General features: G+C 43.0%; 25 protein-coding genes and 1 tRNA gene. 24 read left to right on the top strand and 2 right to left on the bottom strand.

Annotated elements, in window-relative coordinates:
* Window position 1: 1 nt before the first annotated feature.
* The 22 genes from B9Y93_RS22580 to B9Y93_RS22475 all read left to right on the top strand — a co-directional run bounded on the left by B9Y93_RS22580 (window position 2) and on the right by B9Y93_RS22475 (window position 16,258).
* Complete coding sequence (locus B9Y93_RS22580; protein WP_217809705.1) at window positions 2-1,249, top strand: phage portal protein; 1,248 nt, start codon at window positions 2-4, stop codon at window positions 1,247-1,249.
* Entirely contained in the window at window positions 1,227-1,874 is a 648-nt protein-coding gene (locus tag B9Y93_RS22575) for an HK97 family phage prohead protease (protein ID WP_085498535.1), read from the top strand. The genes B9Y93_RS22580 and B9Y93_RS22575 overlap by 23 nt, the downstream gene beginning before the upstream one ends.
* 11 nt (window positions 1,875-1,885) lie before the next feature.
* Complete coding sequence (locus B9Y93_RS22570; protein WP_085498533.1) at window positions 1,886-3,172, top strand: phage major capsid protein; 1,287 nt, start codon at window positions 1,886-1,888, stop codon at window positions 3,170-3,172.
* Between the two features lie 41 nt (window positions 3,173-3,213).
* Window positions 3,214-3,474, top strand: a complete 261-nt coding sequence (locus tag B9Y93_RS22565; protein WP_085498531.1) for a head-tail connector protein — start codon at window positions 3,214-3,216, stop codon at window positions 3,472-3,474.
* A complete protein-coding gene (locus tag B9Y93_RS22560; protein ID WP_085498529.1) occupies window positions 3,471-3,797 on the top strand; it encodes a phage head closure protein in 327 nt (108 codons plus the stop codon). The genes B9Y93_RS22565 and B9Y93_RS22560 overlap by 4 nt, the downstream gene beginning before the upstream one ends.
* Window positions 3,794-4,216 carry an HK97 gp10 family phage protein gene (locus B9Y93_RS22555; RefSeq protein WP_085498526.1) on the top strand — a complete coding sequence of 141 codons (423 nt, stop codon included), beginning with the start codon at window positions 3,794-3,796 and terminating at the stop codon, window positions 4,214-4,216. The genes B9Y93_RS22560 and B9Y93_RS22555 overlap by 4 nt, the downstream gene beginning before the upstream one ends.
* A 4-nt stretch (window positions 4,217-4,220) precedes the next feature.
* Window positions 4,221-4,658, top strand: a complete 438-nt coding sequence (locus B9Y93_RS22550; protein WP_085498524.1) for a phage tail terminator family protein — start codon at window positions 4,221-4,223, stop codon at window positions 4,656-4,658.
* Window positions 4,659-4,664: 6 nt separating this feature from the next.
* Entirely contained in the window at window positions 4,665-5,744 is a 1,080-nt protein-coding gene (locus B9Y93_RS22545; protein ID WP_085498522.1) for a phage tail sheath C-terminal domain-containing protein, read from the top strand.
* Window positions 5,745-5,761: 17 nt separating this feature from the next.
* Entirely contained in the window at window positions 5,762-6,184 is a 423-nt protein-coding gene (locus B9Y93_RS22540; protein WP_085498520.1) for a phage tail tube protein, read from the top strand.
* An 11-nt stretch (window positions 6,185-6,195) separates the two neighbouring features.
* Complete coding sequence (locus B9Y93_RS22535) at window positions 6,196-6,579, top strand: hypothetical protein (protein WP_085498518.1); 384 nt, start codon at window positions 6,196-6,198, stop codon at window positions 6,577-6,579.
* Between the two features lie 290 nt (window positions 6,580-6,869).
* On the top strand, window positions 6,870-8,633 hold the full coding sequence (locus tag B9Y93_RS22530) for a tape measure protein (RefSeq protein ID WP_085498516.1): 1,764 nt from the start codon (window positions 6,870-6,872) through the stop codon (window positions 8,631-8,633).
* A 10-nt stretch (window positions 8,634-8,643) separates the two neighbouring features.
* Entirely contained in the window at window positions 8,644-9,057 is a 414-nt protein-coding gene (locus tag B9Y93_RS22525) for a hypothetical protein (protein WP_085498514.1), read from the top strand.
* Window positions 9,057-10,040: an XkdQ/YqbQ family protein gene (locus B9Y93_RS22520; RefSeq protein WP_085498513.1), complete on the top strand. Its 984-nt coding sequence runs from the start codon at window positions 9,057-9,059 to the stop codon at window positions 10,038-10,040. The genes B9Y93_RS22525 and B9Y93_RS22520 overlap by 1 nt, the downstream gene beginning before the upstream one ends.
* Complete coding sequence (locus B9Y93_RS22515; RefSeq protein ID WP_169026459.1) at window positions 10,037-10,300, top strand: DUF2577 family protein; 264 nt, start codon at window positions 10,037-10,039, stop codon at window positions 10,298-10,300. The genes B9Y93_RS22520 and B9Y93_RS22515 overlap by 4 nt, the downstream gene beginning before the upstream one ends.
* A 39-nt stretch (window positions 10,301-10,339) precedes the next feature.
* Entirely contained in the window at window positions 10,340-10,738 is a 399-nt protein-coding gene (locus tag B9Y93_RS22510; RefSeq protein WP_176229007.1) for a DUF2634 domain-containing protein, read from the top strand.
* Window position 10,739: 1 nt separating this feature from the next.
* A complete protein-coding gene (locus tag B9Y93_RS22505) occupies window positions 10,740-11,777 on the top strand; it encodes a baseplate J/gp47 family protein (RefSeq protein ID WP_244903544.1) in 1,038 nt (345 codons plus the stop codon).
* Window positions 11,770-13,500, top strand: a complete 1,731-nt coding sequence (locus tag B9Y93_RS22500) for a putative phage tail protein (protein WP_085498508.1) — start codon at window positions 11,770-11,772, stop codon at window positions 13,498-13,500. Before B9Y93_RS22505 ends, B9Y93_RS22500 begins: the two co-directional genes overlap by 8 nt.
* A gap of 1 nt (window position 13,501) precedes the next feature.
* On the top strand, window positions 13,502-13,825 hold the full coding sequence (locus B9Y93_RS22495; RefSeq protein WP_085498507.1) for a hypothetical protein: 324 nt from the start codon (window positions 13,502-13,504) through the stop codon (window positions 13,823-13,825).
* Window positions 13,826-13,827: 2 nt separating this feature from the next.
* Entirely contained in the window at window positions 13,828-13,980 is a 153-nt protein-coding gene (locus tag B9Y93_RS22490) for an XkdX family protein (protein ID WP_085498506.1), read from the top strand.
* Window positions 13,981-14,056: 76 nt separating this feature from the next.
* The gene (locus tag B9Y93_RS22485) at window positions 14,057-14,482 is read left to right on the top strand and encodes a phage holin family protein (protein WP_085498505.1); all 426 of its coding nucleotides are present in this window, start codon (window positions 14,057-14,059) and stop codon (window positions 14,480-14,482) included.
* Window positions 14,457-15,149, top strand: coding sequence for an N-acetylmuramoyl-L-alanine amidase (locus B9Y93_RS22480; protein WP_085498503.1), 693 nt, complete (start codon window positions 14,457-14,459; stop codon window positions 15,147-15,149). Before B9Y93_RS22485 ends, B9Y93_RS22480 begins: the two co-directional genes overlap by 26 nt.
* Before the next feature lie 92 nt (window positions 15,150-15,241).
* Window positions 15,242-16,258, top strand: coding sequence for a HEPN domain-containing protein (locus tag B9Y93_RS22475; RefSeq protein ID WP_085498500.1), 1,017 nt, complete (start codon window positions 15,242-15,244; stop codon window positions 16,256-16,258).
* A gap of 65 nt (window positions 16,259-16,323) precedes the next feature.
* Here the strand turns inward: B9Y93_RS22475 and B9Y93_RS25105 are convergent, their stop codons facing one another.
* Window positions 16,324-16,458, bottom strand: coding sequence for a hypothetical protein (locus tag B9Y93_RS25105; protein WP_280522911.1), 135 nt, complete (start codon window positions 16,456-16,458; stop codon window positions 16,324-16,326).
* A 418-nt stretch (window positions 16,459-16,876) separates the two neighbouring features.
* Window positions 16,877-16,953, bottom strand: a tRNA-Arg gene (locus tag B9Y93_RS22470).
* Window positions 16,954-17,172: 219 nt separating this feature from the next.
* On the opposite strand from B9Y93_RS22470, the gene B9Y93_RS22465 reads away from it, so the two are divergent.
* Window positions 17,173-18,120 (top strand): hypothetical protein, encoded by a 948-nt coding sequence (locus tag B9Y93_RS22465; RefSeq protein WP_139829212.1) that lies wholly within the window; start codon window positions 17,173-17,175, stop codon window positions 18,118-18,120.
* Between the two features lie 174 nt (window positions 18,121-18,294).
* Entirely contained in the window at window positions 18,295-19,575 is a 1,281-nt protein-coding gene (gene tig, locus B9Y93_RS22460; protein ID WP_085498496.1) for a trigger factor, read from the top strand.
* The last annotated feature ends 175 nt before the right edge of the window (window positions 19,576-19,750 follow it).

Here is a 19,750-nt window from a genome sequence, read left to right as displayed (position 1 = left end):
ATTGTCGTTTATATCTAGCTTTAAACATTTAATCTCGAAGGGCAAGGAATTCGTTAGAGCCAAGATGTTGAATGGGTACATTCCTTCATTCAGCCAGTTTGGTCAGGATATTTACGCTTCAGATAGTGTACAAAATTGTATTGATATCATCGCAACCGATATCAGCAAATTACAGCCAAGGCATATTAGAACCGACAGTAATGGAATGCAAAAATATCCGAAGAGTAGTCTTAACCGACTTTTCAAAATCGCGCCGAATCCCATAATGACCACGCGCGATTTTCTAGAAAAAACGGTATGGCTGCTCTTTTTAAATTACAACGTCTTTATATATCCAACTTATGAATACAGGCAAACAAAGGACGGGAAGGTTCGTTATTACACAGGATTCTATCCCCTTAATCCCTACCAAGCTGATTTTGTAGAAGATGGAGCGGGTGTCCTGTACGTAAAGATGTACTTCCGGTCTGGAGATATCTTTACGATACCTTATTCGGAACTGATTCATATCCGTAAGAAATACTCGGTTAATGACATTATGGGTGGCGGGCTTAATGGTCAGCCCGATAATGCCGCATTGCTCAAAGTGCTGCAAATCAATGATGTTGTCTTACAAGGACTCGAAAAAGGGATCAAGACGAGTATGTCTGTGCGGGGCATTTTGAAAATCAATACGATGTTAGATGATGAGTCACAACGCAAAGAAAGAGAGCGCTTTGAGAAATTGCTATCTTCAGGCGATTCTGGAATTATGCCTCTCGACCTAAAGGGTGAGTTTTTGCCTGTAAACATTGACCCGAAGTTCGTGGACAAGGATGTCATGGAGTTTCTAAAAAGCAGCGTGCAGGAGTGGTACGGTATTTCGAAAGCGATCCTTTCGAGAGATTACAACGACGAACAGTATCAAGCCTATTATGAAAGCGTCCTAGAACCCATTGTGATCGGGCTTGGTCAAGCCTTCTCGAAAACGTTATTTACAGACCGCGAATTAGATATGGGGAATGAGATTGTATTCTATCACAAAGACGTGATGTATTTAAGCACAAACGCCAAACTTAACATTCTACAAACAGCAGGGGATCAGGGATTACTTTCGGACAATCAGAAATTGGCACTTCTAGGATACCCACCTATTGAGGGTGGAGAGAGAAGAACGATGTCATTGAATTATATTGATGTTAACCTTGCTAATGCTTATCAGATGGGAAGGAAGGGGGAAGGTACAAATGAGCAAAAGCAATCTACCTAACATAGCAACTCCAGTAAAGCGCAGTTTTGGACTGGTTGATCTTAGAGCTGTTGATGATGGCAATTACATTGAAGGACATCCAGCGGTATATGATCAGAAGACAAATATAGGCGGCTTTTTCTATGAAGTCATCGAACGTGGAGCGTTCGATGGTTGTAATTTCGATGATGTTCTTTTTAGTGTAAATCATGATTTGCGCAAAATTCCACTCGCCCGCAGCCGTCGTAATAACGGAAATTCAACTATGTTACTTCGAACGGATGATATCGGGCTTTATGTAAAGGCTAATCTTGATGTAGAAAACAATACCGAGGCTAAGGCGCTATATAGCTCAGTCAAGCGCGAAGACATCGATGGGATGTCTTTTATTTTTTATGTGGACGAAGAAGATTGGCAAGACCTTTCGACCGAGATGCCAACACGTCGCATCAAGAAGATTAAACGTGTAATCGAAGTTAGCGCGGTCAATTTCCCTGCTTACACAGGGACTGACATAAATGCTCGTGACCAAGATGCGTTGGATAACGCAAAGAAAGCATTGGATAATGTGCGGTCTCAGTTGGACAACTCGAACAACGAGCTGGAACTTTTAAAACTCAGAAATCAAATTCTAATGAAGGGCTAAGGTGAAAGAATATGAAAAAGAAGTTACAAGCATTGTTGGCAAAAAAAGAAGCTAGAAAAGCTGAGCTTGGCAATAAAGCAAACACCACAACATCGATTGAAGAAATGAGAAGTATTAATACCGAACTTGAGAGCTTGAATATAGAGATTCTAGAACTTCGCAGTATGATTGATTCCATGCCAAATGACGAAGAGGATGGAGAACTTCGCGACCAACTTCCACATGACCACGTACAGCAACGCAGCGGCTCGACATTGAGCGCTTCGAATGTTATTGGTTCATTTGGTCTAGGAAGAAATGGAGGGCAGCAAGAACGCGCACAGGAGCCAACAGATGTATACGGCACTCTTGAGTACCGCAGCGCATTTATGAAATTTGCAAAGACAGGACAAATTACACCTGAACTTCGCGCAGATGCTACCGCAACGACGGGGGATATTTCTGCCGTTATCCCAACAACGATCTTGAATGAAGTCATTACAAAATTAAAAGTTTACGGACAAGTGTTTAAACGGGTGCGCAAGCTTAACATCAAGGGTGGTGTAGAAGTACCGATTCTTTCTTTGAAACCTACTGCAACGTGGATCGGGGAAGGGAAGTCAGATAAACAAAAGGTTCAAGCCAATACGAAAGTATCTTTCAGTTATCACGGTCTAGAATGCAAAGTTTCTATTTCTTTACTTGCTGATACAACAACGCTGGAAGGGTTTGAGACCACGATTACAGACTTGATTGTCGAAGCTATGGTGAAAGCTGTTGACCTAGCAGTTATCCGTGGTGATGGTACGGGTAAGCCAAAAGGGATCATCAATGATACTCGTGTTCCTTCTGAGCAAATCATTTCTTTAACTGATGATGAATTTAAGTCATGGGAGGCTTGGAAGAAAAAAGTCTTTGCTAAAATGCCTCTAGCCTATAAAGCAGGCGCCACTTTCCTCATGGCTTCTGGAACCTACGATGGCTATATCGATGGAATGGTAGATAGTACAGGTCAGCCGATTGGTCGGACAAATTACGGCATTGTAGATGCACCACAAGGACGCTTTGGAGGCAAGGAGGTCATCGAGGTGGAGGACGATGTGATTGTACCTTATGATGGCGCTGCTGAGGATGAAGTAGTCGCCATTTATTGCAATCTGGGTAACTACGGGTTTAACTCAAATATGCAAATGACCTTGTTCCGATATCTTGACCATGACACAAATGAATGGATCGACAAAGCTATTCTTATTGCAGATGGTAAGTTAATAGACCCTAATGGCGTTGTGATCGTTAAAAAAGCAGTAAAAACACCTTAAGAGGGGGTTTCCCCTTCTTTCTTATTGAAGCGGGTGAGTAGATGGAATTATCGAGCGTAAAAGGGTATTTACGAGTTGATTTTGACGAAGATGACCTGTTAATCAATGGATTAATTCTCGCAACGAAGGTTTATCTGAGAGATGCAGGAGTGCCAGAGCAAGCAGCTAATGAGTTATACAATATGGTTGTCCTCATGTTAGTTGCTTTTTTCTATGAGAACCGTTCATCTGATGTGGGAGCAATACCAAGCACCATAAGTCATCTTATCACGCAGTTGAGTTGTAGCGGGGTGAGGCAATGAATGCAGGGAAGTTCAAACCTATTGAACTATGGGGAAACGTCGAAACGACCAACGAGCTTTTGGAAACAGATATATCTGCAAATAAGATTCGTACGGTTTGGGCTGAATTGATTCCACGAACGGGCGCGATGCTGAGGGGGGAAGCAGACACCATTATCAGCAAGTGTACGCATAAGTTTAAGATGCGTTATGGATCGGGCAAGGATATTGAAGAGGATATGTGGTTTGTGTACCGTGGTCAACGATTTGATATCAAGTTTATCCTAAATCCTCGCTTCAAGGATGAATCACTTGAAATCTTTGTGGAAGAGGTGGTCAGATGAATGGCATCGATTCGGATGGACTTGGCGACTTTGCTAAGCAGCTTTTAGCGCTCGCTGAACATAAAATGCCGCGAGAAGTCAACAAGTTTATGCGGAAAGAAGGTAGTACGCTTCTTCGTAAAACAAAGCAAAAAGCGAGGCAAAAGGTAAAAAAGAGAACAGGTAAGTATCTTAAGGGCATCAAGCGGGGCAAGGTCTATAAATTTCAAGGCGAGGATACGGCCATTCGGGTATATCACGGTGCGCCTCATGCCCACTTGCTTGAGGATGGACACAGGATTGTTGGGCGTGATGGTAAAGAACACGGATTTGCGAAAGGATACCACGTCTACAAAGAGTCAAGAAGGGAGTTTGAGAAAGAATTTATACGTGACTGTGAAAAATTCATCGACGACATGCTTGAACAGGGATTGAGGTGAGACGTTGATTACATTGAAAGATATTGCACTAGCTATTAATAAAAGATTGAAAGAGGTATTACCCGAAATTGAAATTAACAGCAAGGACATCAAAGAAGGTTTTAAAAGACCTTCTTTTTTTGTTGATTTCGAAAGTGGATCAAAACAGCAACTTACTCGTCATCAAGTCGAAAGAATGATTCACATCATCGTGTACTACTTTCCCAAAAATCCACATCAATACAAACTTGAGATTCTAAACATTCAGGAGTTGGTGGAGGATGCATTTCGTGATGAACTTGTTATTACAGATGATATCCGACTATACACGAACGAGATATCAAATAACGTTGTGGATGGCGTCTTACAGTTATCGTTTGACATTCATTATCTCGAAATTAACGATCCAGCACGACATGATTCCGAGCTTCCATTCATGGAAATTTTACAATACAAAGGGTGATGAAACATGGCAATTGGTTTGCCGCAAATTGAAATCACATTCTCTTCTTTGGCTCGTACAGCCGTACAACGGTCAGCCCGTGGGATTGTTGCTCTTATCGTGAAAGATGATACCGACACGTCATTTTCGGTGAAGGAATACAAGCTTGCTTCCGAGGTTGAGAAGGCAGCTTTTACCGCTGAGAACGTGAAATACATCCAAGACGTGTTGGGCGGCGGTGCTAGTAAAGTAATCGTCGCTAGGGTTTCCGTTGACAGCACAGAGGCAACAGAAGAAGCAATCCAAGCAATCGGGAAAAAGAAATACAATTGGATTGGTCACGCAACAGGAGCAGCCGCAGAACATACAAGCTTAGCCGCTTATGTCAAAGAGCAAGAGAAGACAGGCAAGAATATCAAGGCTATCGTTTACAAGGCTACAAATCCAGATAGTATGTGTGTCGTTAACTTCACCAATGAGACCTTGACCAAAATAGATGATAGCGAGATTGCAGGCGATAAGTACATCGCGCGTCTGCTTGGTCTCTTAGCTGGTTTACCCATGACACAGAGCGGCACGTACAAAGTGTTAGAAGATTTGAAGTCTGTCAAAGAGCCTGCTGACCTTGAAGCTGCTGTAAACAATGGTGAGCTTGTTCTATTTAATGACGATGATCAAGTACGGGTTGCCCGTGCTGTTAACTCGCTTCAGACACTAGGTGAAGGTGTGACCGAGGACATGAAGAAAATCATCGTCGTCGAAACGATGCACTTGATCCGAGAGGACATTTATACGACCTTTAAGCAAGATTACTTGGGCAAGTACAAAAACAAATATGACAATCAAATCTTGTTTATTAGCGCTGTGAATACCTATTTCGACGCTTTGGAGAGAGAAGAGATTCTTGATTCCGAATACGACAATAGAAGTGACATTGATGTAGAGGAGCAGCGTCAAGCATGGATAGATATTGGGAAAACGGAAGCATCGGATTGGGATGATTCAAAGGTAAGGATCAATACTTTTCGAAGCAACGTCTTCTTAGCTGGGAGCATCAAGATACTTGATGCGATTGAAGACTTGAAGTTTGGTATCACAATGCAATAGAGAAAGGGGGATGAAAAGTGAATAGAGGATCGGTAGTATTGTCTGGTACAGATGGAACGGCATGGATAAATGGAGAAGAGTGGGCAGAGCTGAAAGCAATTGAAGCGAAGGTGACAGGGGAGTTCGAAGACGTAACATTTTGTGGCGATTACGGTACTTACAAACGCTTTATGGGGCGAACATGTGAAGGGACATTGACCTTGAACAAGGTTATGAGCCGAGGAATGAAGCTGATGGCAGAAGCATTCAAAACGGGTGTAATGCCTGATATTAAAATCATCACGAAGCTGGTGAATAAGCAAACGGGCAAAGCGGAGCGGGTAGCCCTAAAAGATGTGGTCTTCAGTGAATTCGCTATAGCAAAATTCGAAAACCGTTCGTTGTTGGAAGAGGAATTACCTTTCACATTTAGTGATTACGATATCTTGGAAGCAATCTAGGAGGGATTAATATGAACCGTGATCCACGTTTAACATTAGCTGATTTGGTAGCGAAGAAATTGCAAAAACAGGAGAAGAAACGAAAGACAAAAGATTACTTTGTTCCGAGTCTTGAAGGTAATGTACTAATCGAGCAACCAGAAGAAGCAATAGTACTGAAGTCCATGGACATGATGGGGGATGGTAATCTAACTTCAATTGTGGCTGCTTATGATTATCTCATCTATAATTCCATTGCTGTGTTCCGTGATCCAGAACTGCATAAGGAATACGAAATTATTGACCCTATCGACATTGTGTCTGCGTTGTTAGAGTTAAACGAACGCTTCCAGATCGGTGAGGCAATAACAAAGATGTCAGGCATTGAGGACTTAGGTAACGATGTAAAAAACTAATCAAGCATGACCCCGATCTTCAGATCATTCAATTTTGGATGCTTCGTGGTCATGATCCTGATAAGCTGTCAAACCTAACTGAGCTTGAAAAGATGATCTACTTTGAATTTATGAATCAATACTATGAAGATGAAGAAAAACGACATCAAGCAATGTTTGGCGGCGGGTAATCTACCCGTCGCTATTTGCATTAGGGGGTGAGTGGTATAGCCAAAACCATTCATACAATACTTTCCCTTCGTGATCGATATTCTAAGCCAATAATAAGCGCTGCTGAGAATACCAAAAAAATGCAGCGACAAGTGAAGCAGGCTAGCAATACCATTTCCTCATTTGCTGATAATGCAAACAAGCGGTTCCTTTCTATCACCAAAACGGTAAGTACTTTTACCGCCACTACCATTGCGGCAGTCACGGGATTAGCTGTGAAGTCAGGCTTTAGCGAAGCCATGGATTTAGAGGGCTTCCGATTGCAATTAGAAACGGCGACCAAGGACGCGAAGAAAGCCGCTGAGATCATGTCCTATTCTATTGATCTGGCGAACAAAACCCCGTTTGAAGGCGGGGAGCTTGTCCAAGGTGCCGCTAAGCTGGAAGCGATGGGGATGAGCGCTAAGAAGTGGCTACCTCAGATCGGTGATATGGCAGCAGCAACGAATAAGCCGTTTGACCAAGCAATCGAGGCAATCATTGACGCTCAAGCGGGCGAGTTGGAGCGCCTGAAGGAATTCGGGATTACAAAAGCAAAGATCACCGAAAAAGCAAATGAAATGTTTCGTAATCAAGAGGTTGTCAACAACAAAGGGCAGATTGTTGACCAAGAAAAGTTCAACCAAGCTATGGTTCAGATCATGAACGACCGATTTACTGGAGGGATGGAAAAGCAATCTACTACCCTCAAGGGAATATGGTCAACCGTTACGGGCGTTACGAAGTCGGCTCTATCCAACATCGTCGGGATAACATCAGACGGCAGTATCAGGCAGGGCAGCCTATACGAAATGCTTAAGGACAAGATCAAATCCGTCGCTTCGACACTAGAGCGTTGGCAGAGTGACGGAACCTTGCAAAAGATCGCTGATGAAGTAACAAACAAAGTATCAGCAGCCATCGAATTCTTAAGCAATTCGGTCAAATGGTTGAAGGACAACATGGATTGGTTAGCTCCCGTGGCTGCTGGACTTCTAAGTACATTTATCGCATTTAATGTAATATCCAAGGTGGCGGGATTTGTAAAAACCTTAACTGGAGTTATTAAAGGGATAACAGCGGCTCAAGGAGCATGGAATGTTGTCATGGCTATGAATCCAATCGGATTGATTGCTACAGCAATAGGATTACTTGTAACAGCAGGGATACTGTTATGGAAAAACTGGGACACGGTCAAGGCGAAGGCGACTCAATTATGGCAGTATCTCACGAATGTATTTAATAACATCAAATCTTCGGTCACGCAGGTATGGACAAACTTGTCAAATTGGCTATCAAGCTTCCCGTTTGGTCAAGCCATCCTTGGTATAGTTGAGAATATCAGGAATTCAGTCGAACAAATCTTTAACGGCATTATAACCTTTGTAAAAGGAGTCTTCTCGGGCAATTGGTCGCAAGCGTGGACTGGAATAGTTGAGAGCTTCAAAGGGACGTTTAATTTGATCAAGACTTATGCAAAAGCCCCAATTAATTTTATCGTCGGCTTGATTAACGGCTTGATTGATAAGATCAATGGCATAAGCGTCGAAATCCCTGACTGGGTTCCAAGCGTTGGTGGTGAGACGTTCGGTTTCTCCATTCCTAAGATACCAGAGTTCAAAACAGGGACAAGTTACTTTAAAGGCGGACTAGCAAGGACGGATGAGGCAGGCGGTGAAATTAAAGCTTTGCCTAACGGTACAAAGATTATTCCGCATGACCTATCTAAACGCATGCTAGGTGGTCAAGGTGGGGTTAATGTTTATGTAACCGTTCAGGGGAACGTGATTGGGAACGAACAATATGCCGATCAAATGGGCGATTATATCGCACGTAAAATCATGCTAGCTTTAGGAAACAAGTAGGAGGGAGTACATGGATATTGTATTTAGCGCGAACAACATGCAGGAGACTTTGACGCTGCCCATCATCCCTCCTGACTTTCAATTCTCTATCCCCCGAAAAAATGAAGAGTTCGAGACGATAGGACAAGGGACGTTAAACCTAATAGGCTTAAGAGGGCTAAAGACATTAAGTATTTCGTCATTCTTCCCTCTTAAGACCTATCGTTTCGCGAAGCATAAGAAGGATGGATGGAGCTGTGTTCGCTTCTTCAACAAATGGGCAAATAAGCGGCTGCCTATCCGAATCATCGTGACAGATAACAAGTCTAACGAGATTGTGAACATGGCTTGCACGGTAGAAAGCTTCACTTACGGCTTAGATCGTGCGGGGGATATCGCTTATACGTTAGACTTGAAAGAATTTGTATTTGTGAAGGTGACGTGATGCATGAGCTTATTCTGGTACAAGGGAAGACAAAGAGAAACATCACACAGCTCGTGGGCAATGTGACATGGTCAAGTAACATGGATGCACTGGGAGTGGAATTGAGTTTCGATTATGCCTTTAACGATTCCGTTCATTTTGAAAAGTTTGATTTGATTGAGATAGGGAATCATGTCGTGCTGATGAATGAGGGGAAGGTAATTAGTCGTTTCGTCATTGTTGCTGAGAGCGTCAGTGGGCGGTTCGGGAAGTCTTACACATGCTTTGACTATTCGTGGTATCTCAATAAGAATGAGACCGTGATCCAATTCATAAAGGCTTCTGCAAGTCAAGCTATCGCAAAGATGCTGGATCGATTCGGAATCAAACACAAGATTACCCCAATTAAGACTCTAATCACAAAGATATACAAGGATATGACGATAAGTGATATCATCAATGACATTCTGGAGCAAGCGACACAAGAAACCAAAACAAAGTATCGGCTTGAGATGAACAAGGATGTATTGACCATATCGAAAATGAGTGATCTTGTTATAAGTCCAAAAGTGCGACTTAGCAGCAACATACCGTTAATACCGATTCCGTCAGCATTAGGGAATCCTTCTCGTTCTCGAAGTATTGAGGATATGAAAAATAATGTGATCGTCGTTAACGGTAAAGAGGATTCCAGCAAGGTACTTGCATCCTTAAAAGATTCAAAGAGTATGGCTAGGTATGGTCAACTTACTGAAGTGATTACAGCGGATGAAAAGAATGAATCACAGGCTCGCAACATCGCAAAGAACACGCTTGCTGAAATGAATCGGATCAAAGAGACGGTATCCATCGAAATGTTGGGTCACGATGATGTAAGGGCGGGTAGAATTCTAGCGATTAAAGAGCCTGTAACAGGACTATCAGGCAACTATCTGATCGTGTCCGCAAGCCACGCATTAAACAATGGCATTCACAAGGTTTCGGTTGAATTGGAGGCGGTATGATGGAAACGTGGGAAGTGCAGCTTGCGGGGTTGTTCAAGGAACGTAATAACCCGAAGCGGATCGGAGTGACGGCAGCCGTCATTATCGATCCGTTACCTAACCTTAAAATCGGTCTAGGTGATGAGATTATTTTGGACATGGATCAGTTGATCGTTGCCAATCGAATATATCAACTCTCATTGAAAGCAGGTGATGAGGTTGTGTTAGTGCCGGCTACAAGCGAACAACAATTCTATGTCATTGATAAGGTGGGTGCGTAATGTTCCCAACATTCGAATTTGAAGAGAACACTGGAACCATTGAACCTAAGATGGGGAAGGTGTTCCTTTTTTGATTTCAACGAAAGGAAACATGTATTAGTTGACGGCAAGCCCATTCTGGCGACATATGAGGAAGCAATCAAACAATGGCTTACGATGCTGCTGATTACGGAGCCTGACAAATACAGAGTATACAGGGGCACTTCATTTGGGATTGAGCTTGCCCATTTTATCGGTCGCCGCGATCTGCCAATAGGTGTGATTCTAAGTGAAACAAAACGGCAGATTGAGGAAAAGGCTTTGCTGCATCCCGAAATCCTAGAAGTCGATGAATTCGAAATCCGACGTTCAAACGGCGTTGCTGAGATCAGTTTCACAGTAACGACGAAACGTGGTGGGATAATCCCATTCGAAAGTGAGGTGAAATACAGTGGATGACATGCTTGCTTTCCTCTTAAGCAATGTAAGTGATGAATACGACAAATCGGAAGGGTACTTGGTCTACGACCTTCTGAAATCTGTTGCTATGCTGCTTACTGAACAAAACGCGAAGATAGAGAATGTCGAACAGCTCATCAATGTAGACAATCTATCAGGCAGCCTACTAGAAGCTTTCGTTTCGCAGCGCAAAGGGATAGTAAGGACGCAGGCGACATATGCAAAGGGTCAATTGTTTGCTTTAGGCAATGGTGAGATTTCAAAAGGCGACTTGTTCGAGACAAAGAACGGGGTACAATTCGAAGCGCTTGAAACGGTCGCGATTACAGGTAATGGAACTGTAAATATTAAAAGTGTGAAGGCGGGTGCTATTGGCAATGTTCCAGCCAACCAAGTCACACAAATGCCTGTGACCATTTCGGGGATTACGTCTGTGACGAATCCTAACCCCATCACTGGTGGTTATGAAGCAGAATCAGATGAAAGCTTGAGAGAACGCTATTATATTGCGATACGTACACCGCCGACGTCGGGCAATATTTATCATTACTTGCAATGGGCTAAAGAAGTGTCGGGGGTTGGCGATGCGAAGGTGTTTCCTGTCGCCCGCGGGGAAAACACGGTCGAAGTCGTGATTATAGATCAAAACAAGCTTCCAGCCCCTGCCGAGCTTGTGCAAAGGGTGCAAGAACACATAGACCCGAATAGCGAAGGGTTAGGGAATGGACAAGCGCCTATAGGTGCGAAATGCTTCGTTGTGGCTGCTGAAGGTCTTGAACTTAAAATCGACGTAGTGGTAACACCTGAATCGGGGTATGAGTTGGATACAGTGCTTGAAAACATAAAAGCTTCGATCACAAGCTATCTAAAAGAGATTGCTTTTAAGGTAAATTACGTTAGCTATGCAAAGATAGGCGAAGCAATCATAAACGCCGCAGGAGTGGAAGATTATTCTGGCTTAACCGTTAATGGAGGGATAGCAAATGTGCAAGTAGGGGAAAAGCAAGTCGCGATTCTAGGAGGTGTAACCCTTGGATAAGATCACAGAAAATCTACACAATGTAATGCGCCATGACCCATTAACGAATGAGATGTCAGGAGCAATCAATGTATCCATTGATGACTTGGATGCCCGTATCAGCGGCTTCGTGGATCAGCTCAACGTAGATACAGCTTCTTGGGGTCTTGATGTGTACGAGCATGAGTTAGGCATTCCTATCGATCATTCAAAACCACTTGACCAACGTCGAAGCGTGATCAAGTCGAAGCTTCGGGGCAGCGGAAAGGTCGGGGCTGCTCAAATTAAATTAGTTGCAGATTCTTACTCTAACGGTGATGTTTCTGTGACTCTCGATAAAGGTATCGTCATAGAATTCACAAGCATCTATGGCGTACCTGACAACATCGAAGACTTGAAAAAGGTTTTACGTGAAATTGCACCAGCTCATCTGAGCCTAAGCTTTATCTTTAAGTATGTCCTATACGGCGACATCAAAGATAAACAATACAGCGAGCTTTCCGCAATGTCATATAACGAGTTGGTGAACAAGGGGGCTGCCTCAAACTACTCATTGAGTTTGAATGCACTTGGTACGACTGCCCACGGGCTACCACTCATAGATGACACGATGACCGCAGATGTGCCACGGGACTATAATGCTCTATCTCAGGCAGTTGATACAGCAATCACAGAAGCGGTAAGCAGTATTGAAGTAACGCCCGAATCAATCGGTGCAGCGTCCAGTGCTGAATTTGACGAACATAAGAACAACCAAGACATTCATGTCACAGTATCAGATAAGACGAAATGGAATGCAGCATTCCCGAACACGGGCGGCGAGCTTAACGGGGACATGACGCTAACGCAAGGTAAAAAGATCAAAGTCAAAGCTCCAAACGGCTCTAGTATCGACGCTATCTATCATCAAGGCGGTGACCAAAACGGAACTGCTCTTGGTATCGGCGCAGGGGGTCTCACTGTTGTAGGAGCTGGAGAGTCTGCCAAAACGATCTTGAACAACATTCCTTCTATCTCACAAAACGAGGGAACCGAGGAACTGTTATTAGCTGCAGATACACATCTGCGGCTATGGAGTAATCTGCAAAATGGGGTTGCTGGACGAAAAGAAGCGACGTTTGACAATGCGGGCAATTTCGTTATTAACGGCAACAAGGCAATCACAGAAGGAACCTTGCGAGTAAGAAATGGTAAGCTGGAGTTCTGGGACGGCTCGGCTTGGAAAGGAGTTGGAGGTGGAGGAGTGACGCATTTAGTTAACAGCACTACGGTTGTGCAAGAAAAAACAACAGGAAATGTAATTCTTCAGGCCGACGAAAGAAAATTCCTCTTTGCATTTTATCCAAAAGGAACTGGCGCAATAAACGTTTACGCTAGTTTTAAAGACCCTGAAATTGCAATGGAGAATCAAAGAGCAAAGATAATTTTTACTTCATCAACTAGATATGGTTCCAGTGCAACTAGACCAGACTTAGTTAAAGCCGATTACCACTCTATATCCGGTAATGGTCATGAAACATATTTCGATTTAACATTACCGCAAGGAGCCGCTTCGCGCTCAGCTAATAATACAGATTCAGAAGCTGCATTTGATGTTAGATTGCCGCCAGGTTCGAGTTTGACTCTGATTGGTAGGATTGTAATAAATAATACATCCCCTATCACGTTCGAGATATCGAACCCAAGCTACGTCGAACAAACGTTAACAGCGCTTCAACTAAGATACACGATAAAGGAGGGGTAGAATGTATTCAATCATTTTAAACGGGAAAACCGTTGTAAGTTATATTGAAACGGAACTCATGCCACCTGATTACGAAGGTGAGTACATTAACATTGAAACTTTACCTAGTGGATTCAAGGAGAACTTTAACAAAGGGCGTTACACATACGAAAATGGGGATTTTATCTTCCACAAATACATTCCTATCAAGACACCTGAGGAAGTCATGAAGGATGACATCGCATCACTGGAGCTTACTGTTTCCGCCTTGACAGCCGAAAATCAAATGATGGCTAATGACCACGCTGCACTATTACTACAGCTAGCATCGAAAGGGGCATTATAATTATGAATTGGTATGCTATTGTCAAACGTTACTATGATATGGGGATTTACAAAATCGACCCAGCAGACCCGATGTATGTTGGACAGTTCGTTCAGCTCGGAAAGATCACAGAAGAACAGTACAAAGAAATCACGAATATTGATTTCGAAGCTTAAGCGCTGCCCGAATGGGTAGGCGCTATATTTATGCCCTCACAGCAAAGTGGGGGCTATTTTATTAAGGGGGTTACTCATGAAAGAGAATGGTATTGGGTTGATTGTAGCAACTGTCGGAACAATCGGAACAGCTTACCTAGGCGGTTGGGACATTGCGTTACGGATTTTGGTATTCTGCATGATCGCAGACTATGTAACGGGGGTCTTGGGAGCAATCCGCACAAGGACGCTTAACAGTGAAGTTATGTTCTGGGGCGGTATTCGTAAGGCGATTATCTTTGTTGTGATTGCACTTGCTGTGATGCTGGACGAGTATGTAGGGGATCAGTCTCCTATATTCCGCACGCTGGCCATGTATTTTTATGTTGGAAGAGAAGGGATCAGCATTGTTGAGAATCTAGGCGTGCTTAACGTTCCGCTGCCTTCCTTTGTCAAAAAGATCTTAGAACAACTGCAAGAGAAAGGAGATGGCTCCAATGGTAATTATCCAAAAGGGCAATAAATATACCAACAGCAGCAGCCGAGATGGGCATGTGCCGTGCTGCATCGTTAACCACATCTCAGCAGGCTCTATGGGTAGCATGGACAATTGGTTTACAAGCCCAAGTAATGATGTTTCATCGGCGCACTTTGGTGTGGCGAAGGATGGCCGCATTCATCAATATGTAGACATTCGGAGAATGGCGTGGGCCAATGGATTAACGGCAACAGGAACAACCCAAGCGCCTGCCAAAGTTGTACGAGATCGTTCAGGCATCAATCCTAACAAATATACGATTTCCATTGAACATGAAGGCGTGGATGGAGACCTGACCGAGCCCCAATTTTCCGCAAGCGTTTGGTTGCATCGCTATATTCAACAGGAAGTGGAGCGAATCTGGGGCAAGACGTTTGAGCTGGACAACTATAACGTTATTGGACACTGCCACATTGACCCAATCCGAAAGGCTTCGTGTCCTGGTCGCAAGTTTCCGTGGGGGCGACTATATTCAGTATTGAAGGAGGAGCAATTGGATAAGGTAAAGGTTGTAGTGAATGGAAAAATCCAGAAAGAGGGCTTTTTAATCGATGGAGTGACATATATCCCTGCGCGGGTTGTGGCCGAATCTCTAGGTGCGTCAGTCGCTTGGGACGGAAATCAGAAACGTGTGGACATCATTTCCAAATAGTTGTATTATTAGTGCATACTTATTTTTCATACAATGAGCCGCATGTTATTACATAGCGGCTCTTATTCTGTTCTTATGGAGTGATGCAATATATGAAGTATATCTTTCTAACAATTCTTCACAACTTAAAGTTACAGAACTCTTATAACACTGGTAGAGAAATTAGCATAGGTATGCGAATAAGTAACGGAAAGGGAAATTTGTCAAGAATAACAGAAACTAGATTACTGGAAAGTACACTAGGAATCCATTCAATAAATGAATTTAATGGTAAGAGTTATGTTTATATGAGCGGCGAATTTGATGATATTTCCACTAAAGAGCAAATGGATGAGAAGGGATCGATGTGTACTTTTCAACTATTACGAAAAGCTGAGCAGTTTGTTCTATGCACTTGGAATGTAAAGGATAATAACATTTATGTAAGAGATGGCTTTTTAGTTGTTTATAGTGACAATATAGAAGATGGATTTACTTACAAAGCTGCATTGACCACAATCTATGGGAAAGCTTCTGGAGATAATTCAGAAACAATTTTCACAGATGATGAATTAAGCAATGCGATAAGTTATTTTAGTCATTTGAACTACGGGCGATTTAAGTTGGATGAAATAGAATTAGAAAGTTTTGGAGGTAAGTACCCGCAATTCGATCATTTTTATAAAAGTCAGAGATATTCAAGAAAGGAAAGAGTTAAATACTTCGTAATAGCTGCAAGAGGAAATCCTGCTTTACCTATGAAAATTGTTTTGTACTGCACGGCATTAGAGTGCTTATTTTCAACCAGTAATACTGAAGTAAATCATAAGATAGCTGAAAGAGTTGCTTGTTTAATTGGATTGGAAGTAGTGGGGAAGGTTGACACATATAATTTCATCAAGAAGGCCTATGATCTGAGATCAAAGATCATCCACGGATCTGTTATTAAGACTCAAGAGGGGCAATTAATTGCTTTTTCAACTCGTTTAGATGAAATTCTAAGAAGACTTATTGTGGAAAATTACGATGTTTTTGATATGTCAGATAATGAAATGGACGATTATTTTATAAATGAATTGTTTACAGGGATACAAACTAACGAAGAAATATTGATGGGGATGCCTAAGTAGGTTGAGATTATAACTAGTTTATACTGAAGTTGAGTGGATAACTTACGGATGAACGATATCTCTTTTTAAGCAATAGCATGTATGCGAGCCGTATGGGGAAGAATCCCTGCGGCTCTTTTTTTTACTTCATTAGTGGCAGCCGAACTGCACCCCGTAAATAATACAGACATCATAATGATTCCAACTAATATTTTTCTCACATTACCCCTCCTATGGAATATTGATACAATTAATAATTGTACATCATTTCAAGTGCTGATGAAGTGACAATACTGATAAATGTGGTACGCCTTGGGATGAAGTAGGGAATAGACATAACGAAGGAATGATTTTAAGTCGCATGGTTTATCCTCGTGGGTTTTGTTGTTTTGAATGCCTGTTTGCGAAAAAAGCTACCTATTATAAGTGAGCTTTTTAAATCATGCTAAGATTAGCACATAAAAGACTGATTTCTAGGGGGACAATAGTTGTAGAATTTTTGTAGAATGATTCTACTTTTTATGTTATTCTTCTTCATTCTCGAAGGAGGGGGTGGATGCTAAAAACGCCCTGAACCCTTATGTAGTAAGGGATTCAAGGCGTTGTAACAGTAATTGAAGTCTGTTAAATTAATTCTAATGGCGTCCCAGGAGGGATTCGAACCCCCGACCGACGGCTTAGAAGGCCGTTGCTCTATCCAGCTGAGCTACTGGGACATTTTTTGAGAACAGATATGATTCTAACAAAAAAACATCATTTGTGCAACAAGAAATTTTGATTTTCTTGAATCCGCCTCGGCATATACAGAACAAGGAAGCTTCCGATATGCAGTATGAATAAGGTGTTTGTGATATAATGCTTACAACTGATCCTATATACATATGATGTCATCGGCGTTCGTTCACATTCAAGCAGCTGTGCAAGGAAAGAAGGTGTTGACTATAACAAATGCGAAGAAGAGCGAATCGAGCAAAGCCAACGTGGTGCTGTTTCCAAAGACCTATGATTATTATCAATTAGAGCTTACTCGGCTGTTAGAAGCGGAGCGCTATAAGGATGCGGTGCAGCTGCTTTCCTTTTTGCTGCAGTTTGAAGGAGAACAGCGTGAGATTAGAGAGGAATGGAATTCCTTATATCATTGGCTGCTTCAGGCCTTCCCTGACCTGCGCGAGGTGGAGGCGACTGTAACAAGCACTATACATACGGAGCAGGACCATAAAGATGACGATGAGGCTGAGCTTTCTGAATCAGATCTTATGAGGCAGCAGCTTGCGAAGAAGCAGATGCTGGATGAGGAATATATTGAGCGGCTTCTCCAATCACTGAAGGAGCCCCCCCTTGATGAGCGCAAGTGGATGGTGCTGGAGCAGCTTGCTTTAGCCGATTCCGAGACGCTGACGGATGATCTCATTCATTATTTGGAGACCGAAGAGCTCCATCCGCTGCTTCGATTCGGCTTGTTAACCACGCTTGTGAAGCGAGGGGCTAAAGGCAAGGTCACCTATTGGCACGGAGCAGAGCAGATTGTGGTCCAGATTGAGGATACGCCGCTTGACTATTCCACCTTTCCTGTTTCCTTGAGGGCTCCTGCAGAGCTCTTGTACGAATCGATGTCAGTCAGAGATCCATCGCTTACTTACTTTGCTCAGGAAATATGGCAGCAATTTGTAAAAGCCATATATGGAACAACGCTGTACAAGCAGATGAGAGACGAGGCTGAACCATCTGTGGCGATATGGGCAGCAGCGCTGCATAGTCTAGTGTCTCGCCTGCTTCAATTAGATGCGGACGATGTGTTTAGAATCTATGGTCTATCATCGGAGGATCGCATGGATTATGAACGCGGAATTCTTCGAATCTCAAACGCTATGATTGAAGATTAATGTGGTGAAGAGTGCAGTAATCGGTATCGAATGTGTCCAAAACGTGAAAACGCACACATTCTGGCAAAGGTGTCGCCTTGAAAATCTATTTGTAGTCAGATATAATGTAATGGTTATTTCGAACGTGCAAGAGTTAGCTCTAGCCATCGATCTTTTTGGAGGGGAAGGCATAAAATGAAAGCAACCTGGGAAAAAATAGAGAATAACGTTGGGGTTCTTGAAGTAGAAGTGAATGAGGAGCGAGTGACTGGAGCATTGGACCAAGCGTTCAAAAAGGTTCAGAAGCGTGCAAACGTTCCTGGATTCCGCAAAGGTAAAGTGCCTCGCCAAATCTTCGAAGCTAAATTCGGAGTGGAAAGCCTTTATCAAGACGCCATCGATATTTTGCTTCAAGAGGTTTACCCTGAAGCTGTGAAAGAAGCGTCTATCTTTCCAGTAGATCAGCCAGAAGTTGAAGTTGAACAGTTTGCAAAAGGACAAGCGTTCAAATTCAAAGCAAAAGTAACGGTTAAGCCTGAAGTTGAGCTTGGCGAATACAAAGGCCTTAACGTTGAAAAGCAAGCAGTAGAAGTAACAGAGGAAGACTTGAACGCTGAGCTTGAGCGTCTTCAACAACGCCATGCTGAATTGGTCGTCGTTGACGAAGATACAGCAAAAGAAGGCGACACAGTTGTCATGGACTTTGAAGGCTTCGTTGACGGTGAAGCATTTGAAGGCGGCAAAGGCGATCGCTACAGCTTGGAGCTTGGCTCCAACACGTTTATCCCTGGCTTCGAAGAGCAATTGATTGGTCTTGGAACTGGCGACTTCAAAGATGTTGAAGTAACATTCCCTGAGGAATATCATGCAGAGAACTTGGCTGGCAAGCCAGCTACATTCAAAGTGAAAGTTCACGAAATCAAGCGCAAGCAGCTCCCAGTATTGGATGACGAGTTTGCTAAAGATGTAAGTGAATTCGACACATTGGACGAGTTCAAGGAAGATCTTAAAAAGCAAATCGCAACTCGCAAAGAGCGTGAAGCTGAGCAAGCATTCGAATCAGCTGTTGTTGAAAAAGTTTCCGAAAATGCAAAAGTGGAAATTCCAAGCGCTATGATCGAAACTGAAATTCAACACATGGTTAAGGACTTGGACAACCGTCTTCGCTCCCAAGGCATGAACATTGATATGTTCTTGACTTTGTCCGGCCAAACGATTGCTGACCTTCGTGAGCAAATGCAGCAAGATGCAAGCAAGCGCGTGAAGAACAACCTTGTGATTGAGCAAGTTACCAAAGCTGAAGGCATTGCAGTCTCTGATGAAGAGCTTCAAGAAGAGCTTGAGCAAATGGCGCAAATGTACCAACGCTCTGCTGAAGAGATCCGCACGATCCTTGAGAAGAACGGTACGCTTGACAATCTCCGTGAGGAAGCTGCGGTTCGCAAGACAATCAAATTCCTTGCAGAAAACAACTAATAACATATTGAACTGAGGAGCATACATCTCAGTGCACCTAGGTAAGGCACGTCAATATTTCATTGCGTGCCTTATCTTTTCATCCGAGCGAGGATGAGTGAATACATACTTAGCGAGCCATGCATGGAGAGATCGCATGCACGCATTTTTGCCTGAAAGAGTTTCATCTTTTAGG

The sequence above is a fragment of the Paenibacillus aquistagni genome, from assembly GCF_900177815.1.
GTDB classification, from domain to species: Bacteria; Bacillota; Bacilli; order Paenibacillales; family Paenibacillaceae; genus Paenibacillus_B; species Paenibacillus_B aquistagni.
Note: the sequence above shows the minus strand (reverse complement) of the source record. Positions and strands in the feature narration are given on the sequence as shown.

Bases quoted from the DNA above. Each gene is read 5' to 3' on its own strand.
- B9Y93_RS22575 (WP_085498535.1), top strand. From the start codon at position 1,227: ATGAGCAAAAGCAATCTACCTAACATAGCAACTCCAGTAAAGCGCAGT.
- B9Y93_RS22570 (WP_085498533.1), top strand. From the start codon at position 1,886: ATGAAAAAGAAGTTACAAGCATTGTTGGCAAAAAAAGAAGCTAGAAAA.
- B9Y93_RS22565 (WP_085498531.1), top strand. From the start codon at position 3,214: ATGGAATTATCGAGCGTAAAAGGGTATTTACGAGTTGATTTTGACGAA.
- B9Y93_RS22560 (WP_085498529.1), top strand. From the start codon at position 3,471: ATGAATGCAGGGAAGTTCAAACCTATTGAACTATGGGGAAACGTCGAA.
- B9Y93_RS22555 (WP_085498526.1), top strand. From the start codon at position 3,794: ATGAATGGCATCGATTCGGATGGACTTGGCGACTTTGCTAAGCAGCTT.
- B9Y93_RS22545 (WP_085498522.1), top strand. From the start codon at position 4,665: ATGGCAATTGGTTTGCCGCAAATTGAAATCACATTCTCTTCTTTGGCT.
- B9Y93_RS22535 (WP_085498518.1), top strand. From the start codon at position 6,196: ATGAACCGTGATCCACGTTTAACATTAGCTGATTTGGTAGCGAAGAAA.
- B9Y93_RS22530 (WP_085498516.1), top strand. From the start codon at position 6,870: ATGCAGCGACAAGTGAAGCAGGCTAGCAATACCATTTCCTCATTTGCT.
- B9Y93_RS22525 (WP_085498514.1), top strand. From the start codon at position 8,644: ATGGATATTGTATTTAGCGCGAACAACATGCAGGAGACTTTGACGCTG.
- B9Y93_RS22520 (WP_085498513.1), top strand. From the start codon at position 9,057: ATGCATGAGCTTATTCTGGTACAAGGGAAGACAAAGAGAAACATCACA.
- B9Y93_RS22515 (WP_169026459.1), top strand. From the start codon at position 10,037: ATGATGGAAACGTGGGAAGTGCAGCTTGCGGGGTTGTTCAAGGAACGT.
- B9Y93_RS22505 (WP_244903544.1), top strand. From the start codon at position 10,740: ATGCTTGCTTTCCTCTTAAGCAATGTAAGTGATGAATACGACAAATCG.
- B9Y93_RS22495 (WP_085498507.1), top strand. From the start codon at position 13,502: ATGTATTCAATCATTTTAAACGGGAAAACCGTTGTAAGTTATATTGAA.
- B9Y93_RS22490 (WP_085498506.1), top strand. From the start codon at position 13,828: ATGAATTGGTATGCTATTGTCAAACGTTACTATGATATGGGGATTTAC.
- B9Y93_RS22485 (WP_085498505.1), top strand. From the start codon at position 14,057: ATGAAAGAGAATGGTATTGGGTTGATTGTAGCAACTGTCGGAACAATC.
- B9Y93_RS22480 (WP_085498503.1), top strand. From the start codon at position 14,457: ATGGTAATTATCCAAAAGGGCAATAAATATACCAACAGCAGCAGCCGA.
- B9Y93_RS22475 (WP_085498500.1), top strand. From the start codon at position 15,242: ATGAAGTATATCTTTCTAACAATTCTTCACAACTTAAAGTTACAGAAC.
- tig (WP_085498496.1), top strand. From the start codon at position 18,295: ATGAAAGCAACCTGGGAAAAAATAGAGAATAACGTTGGGGTTCTTGAA.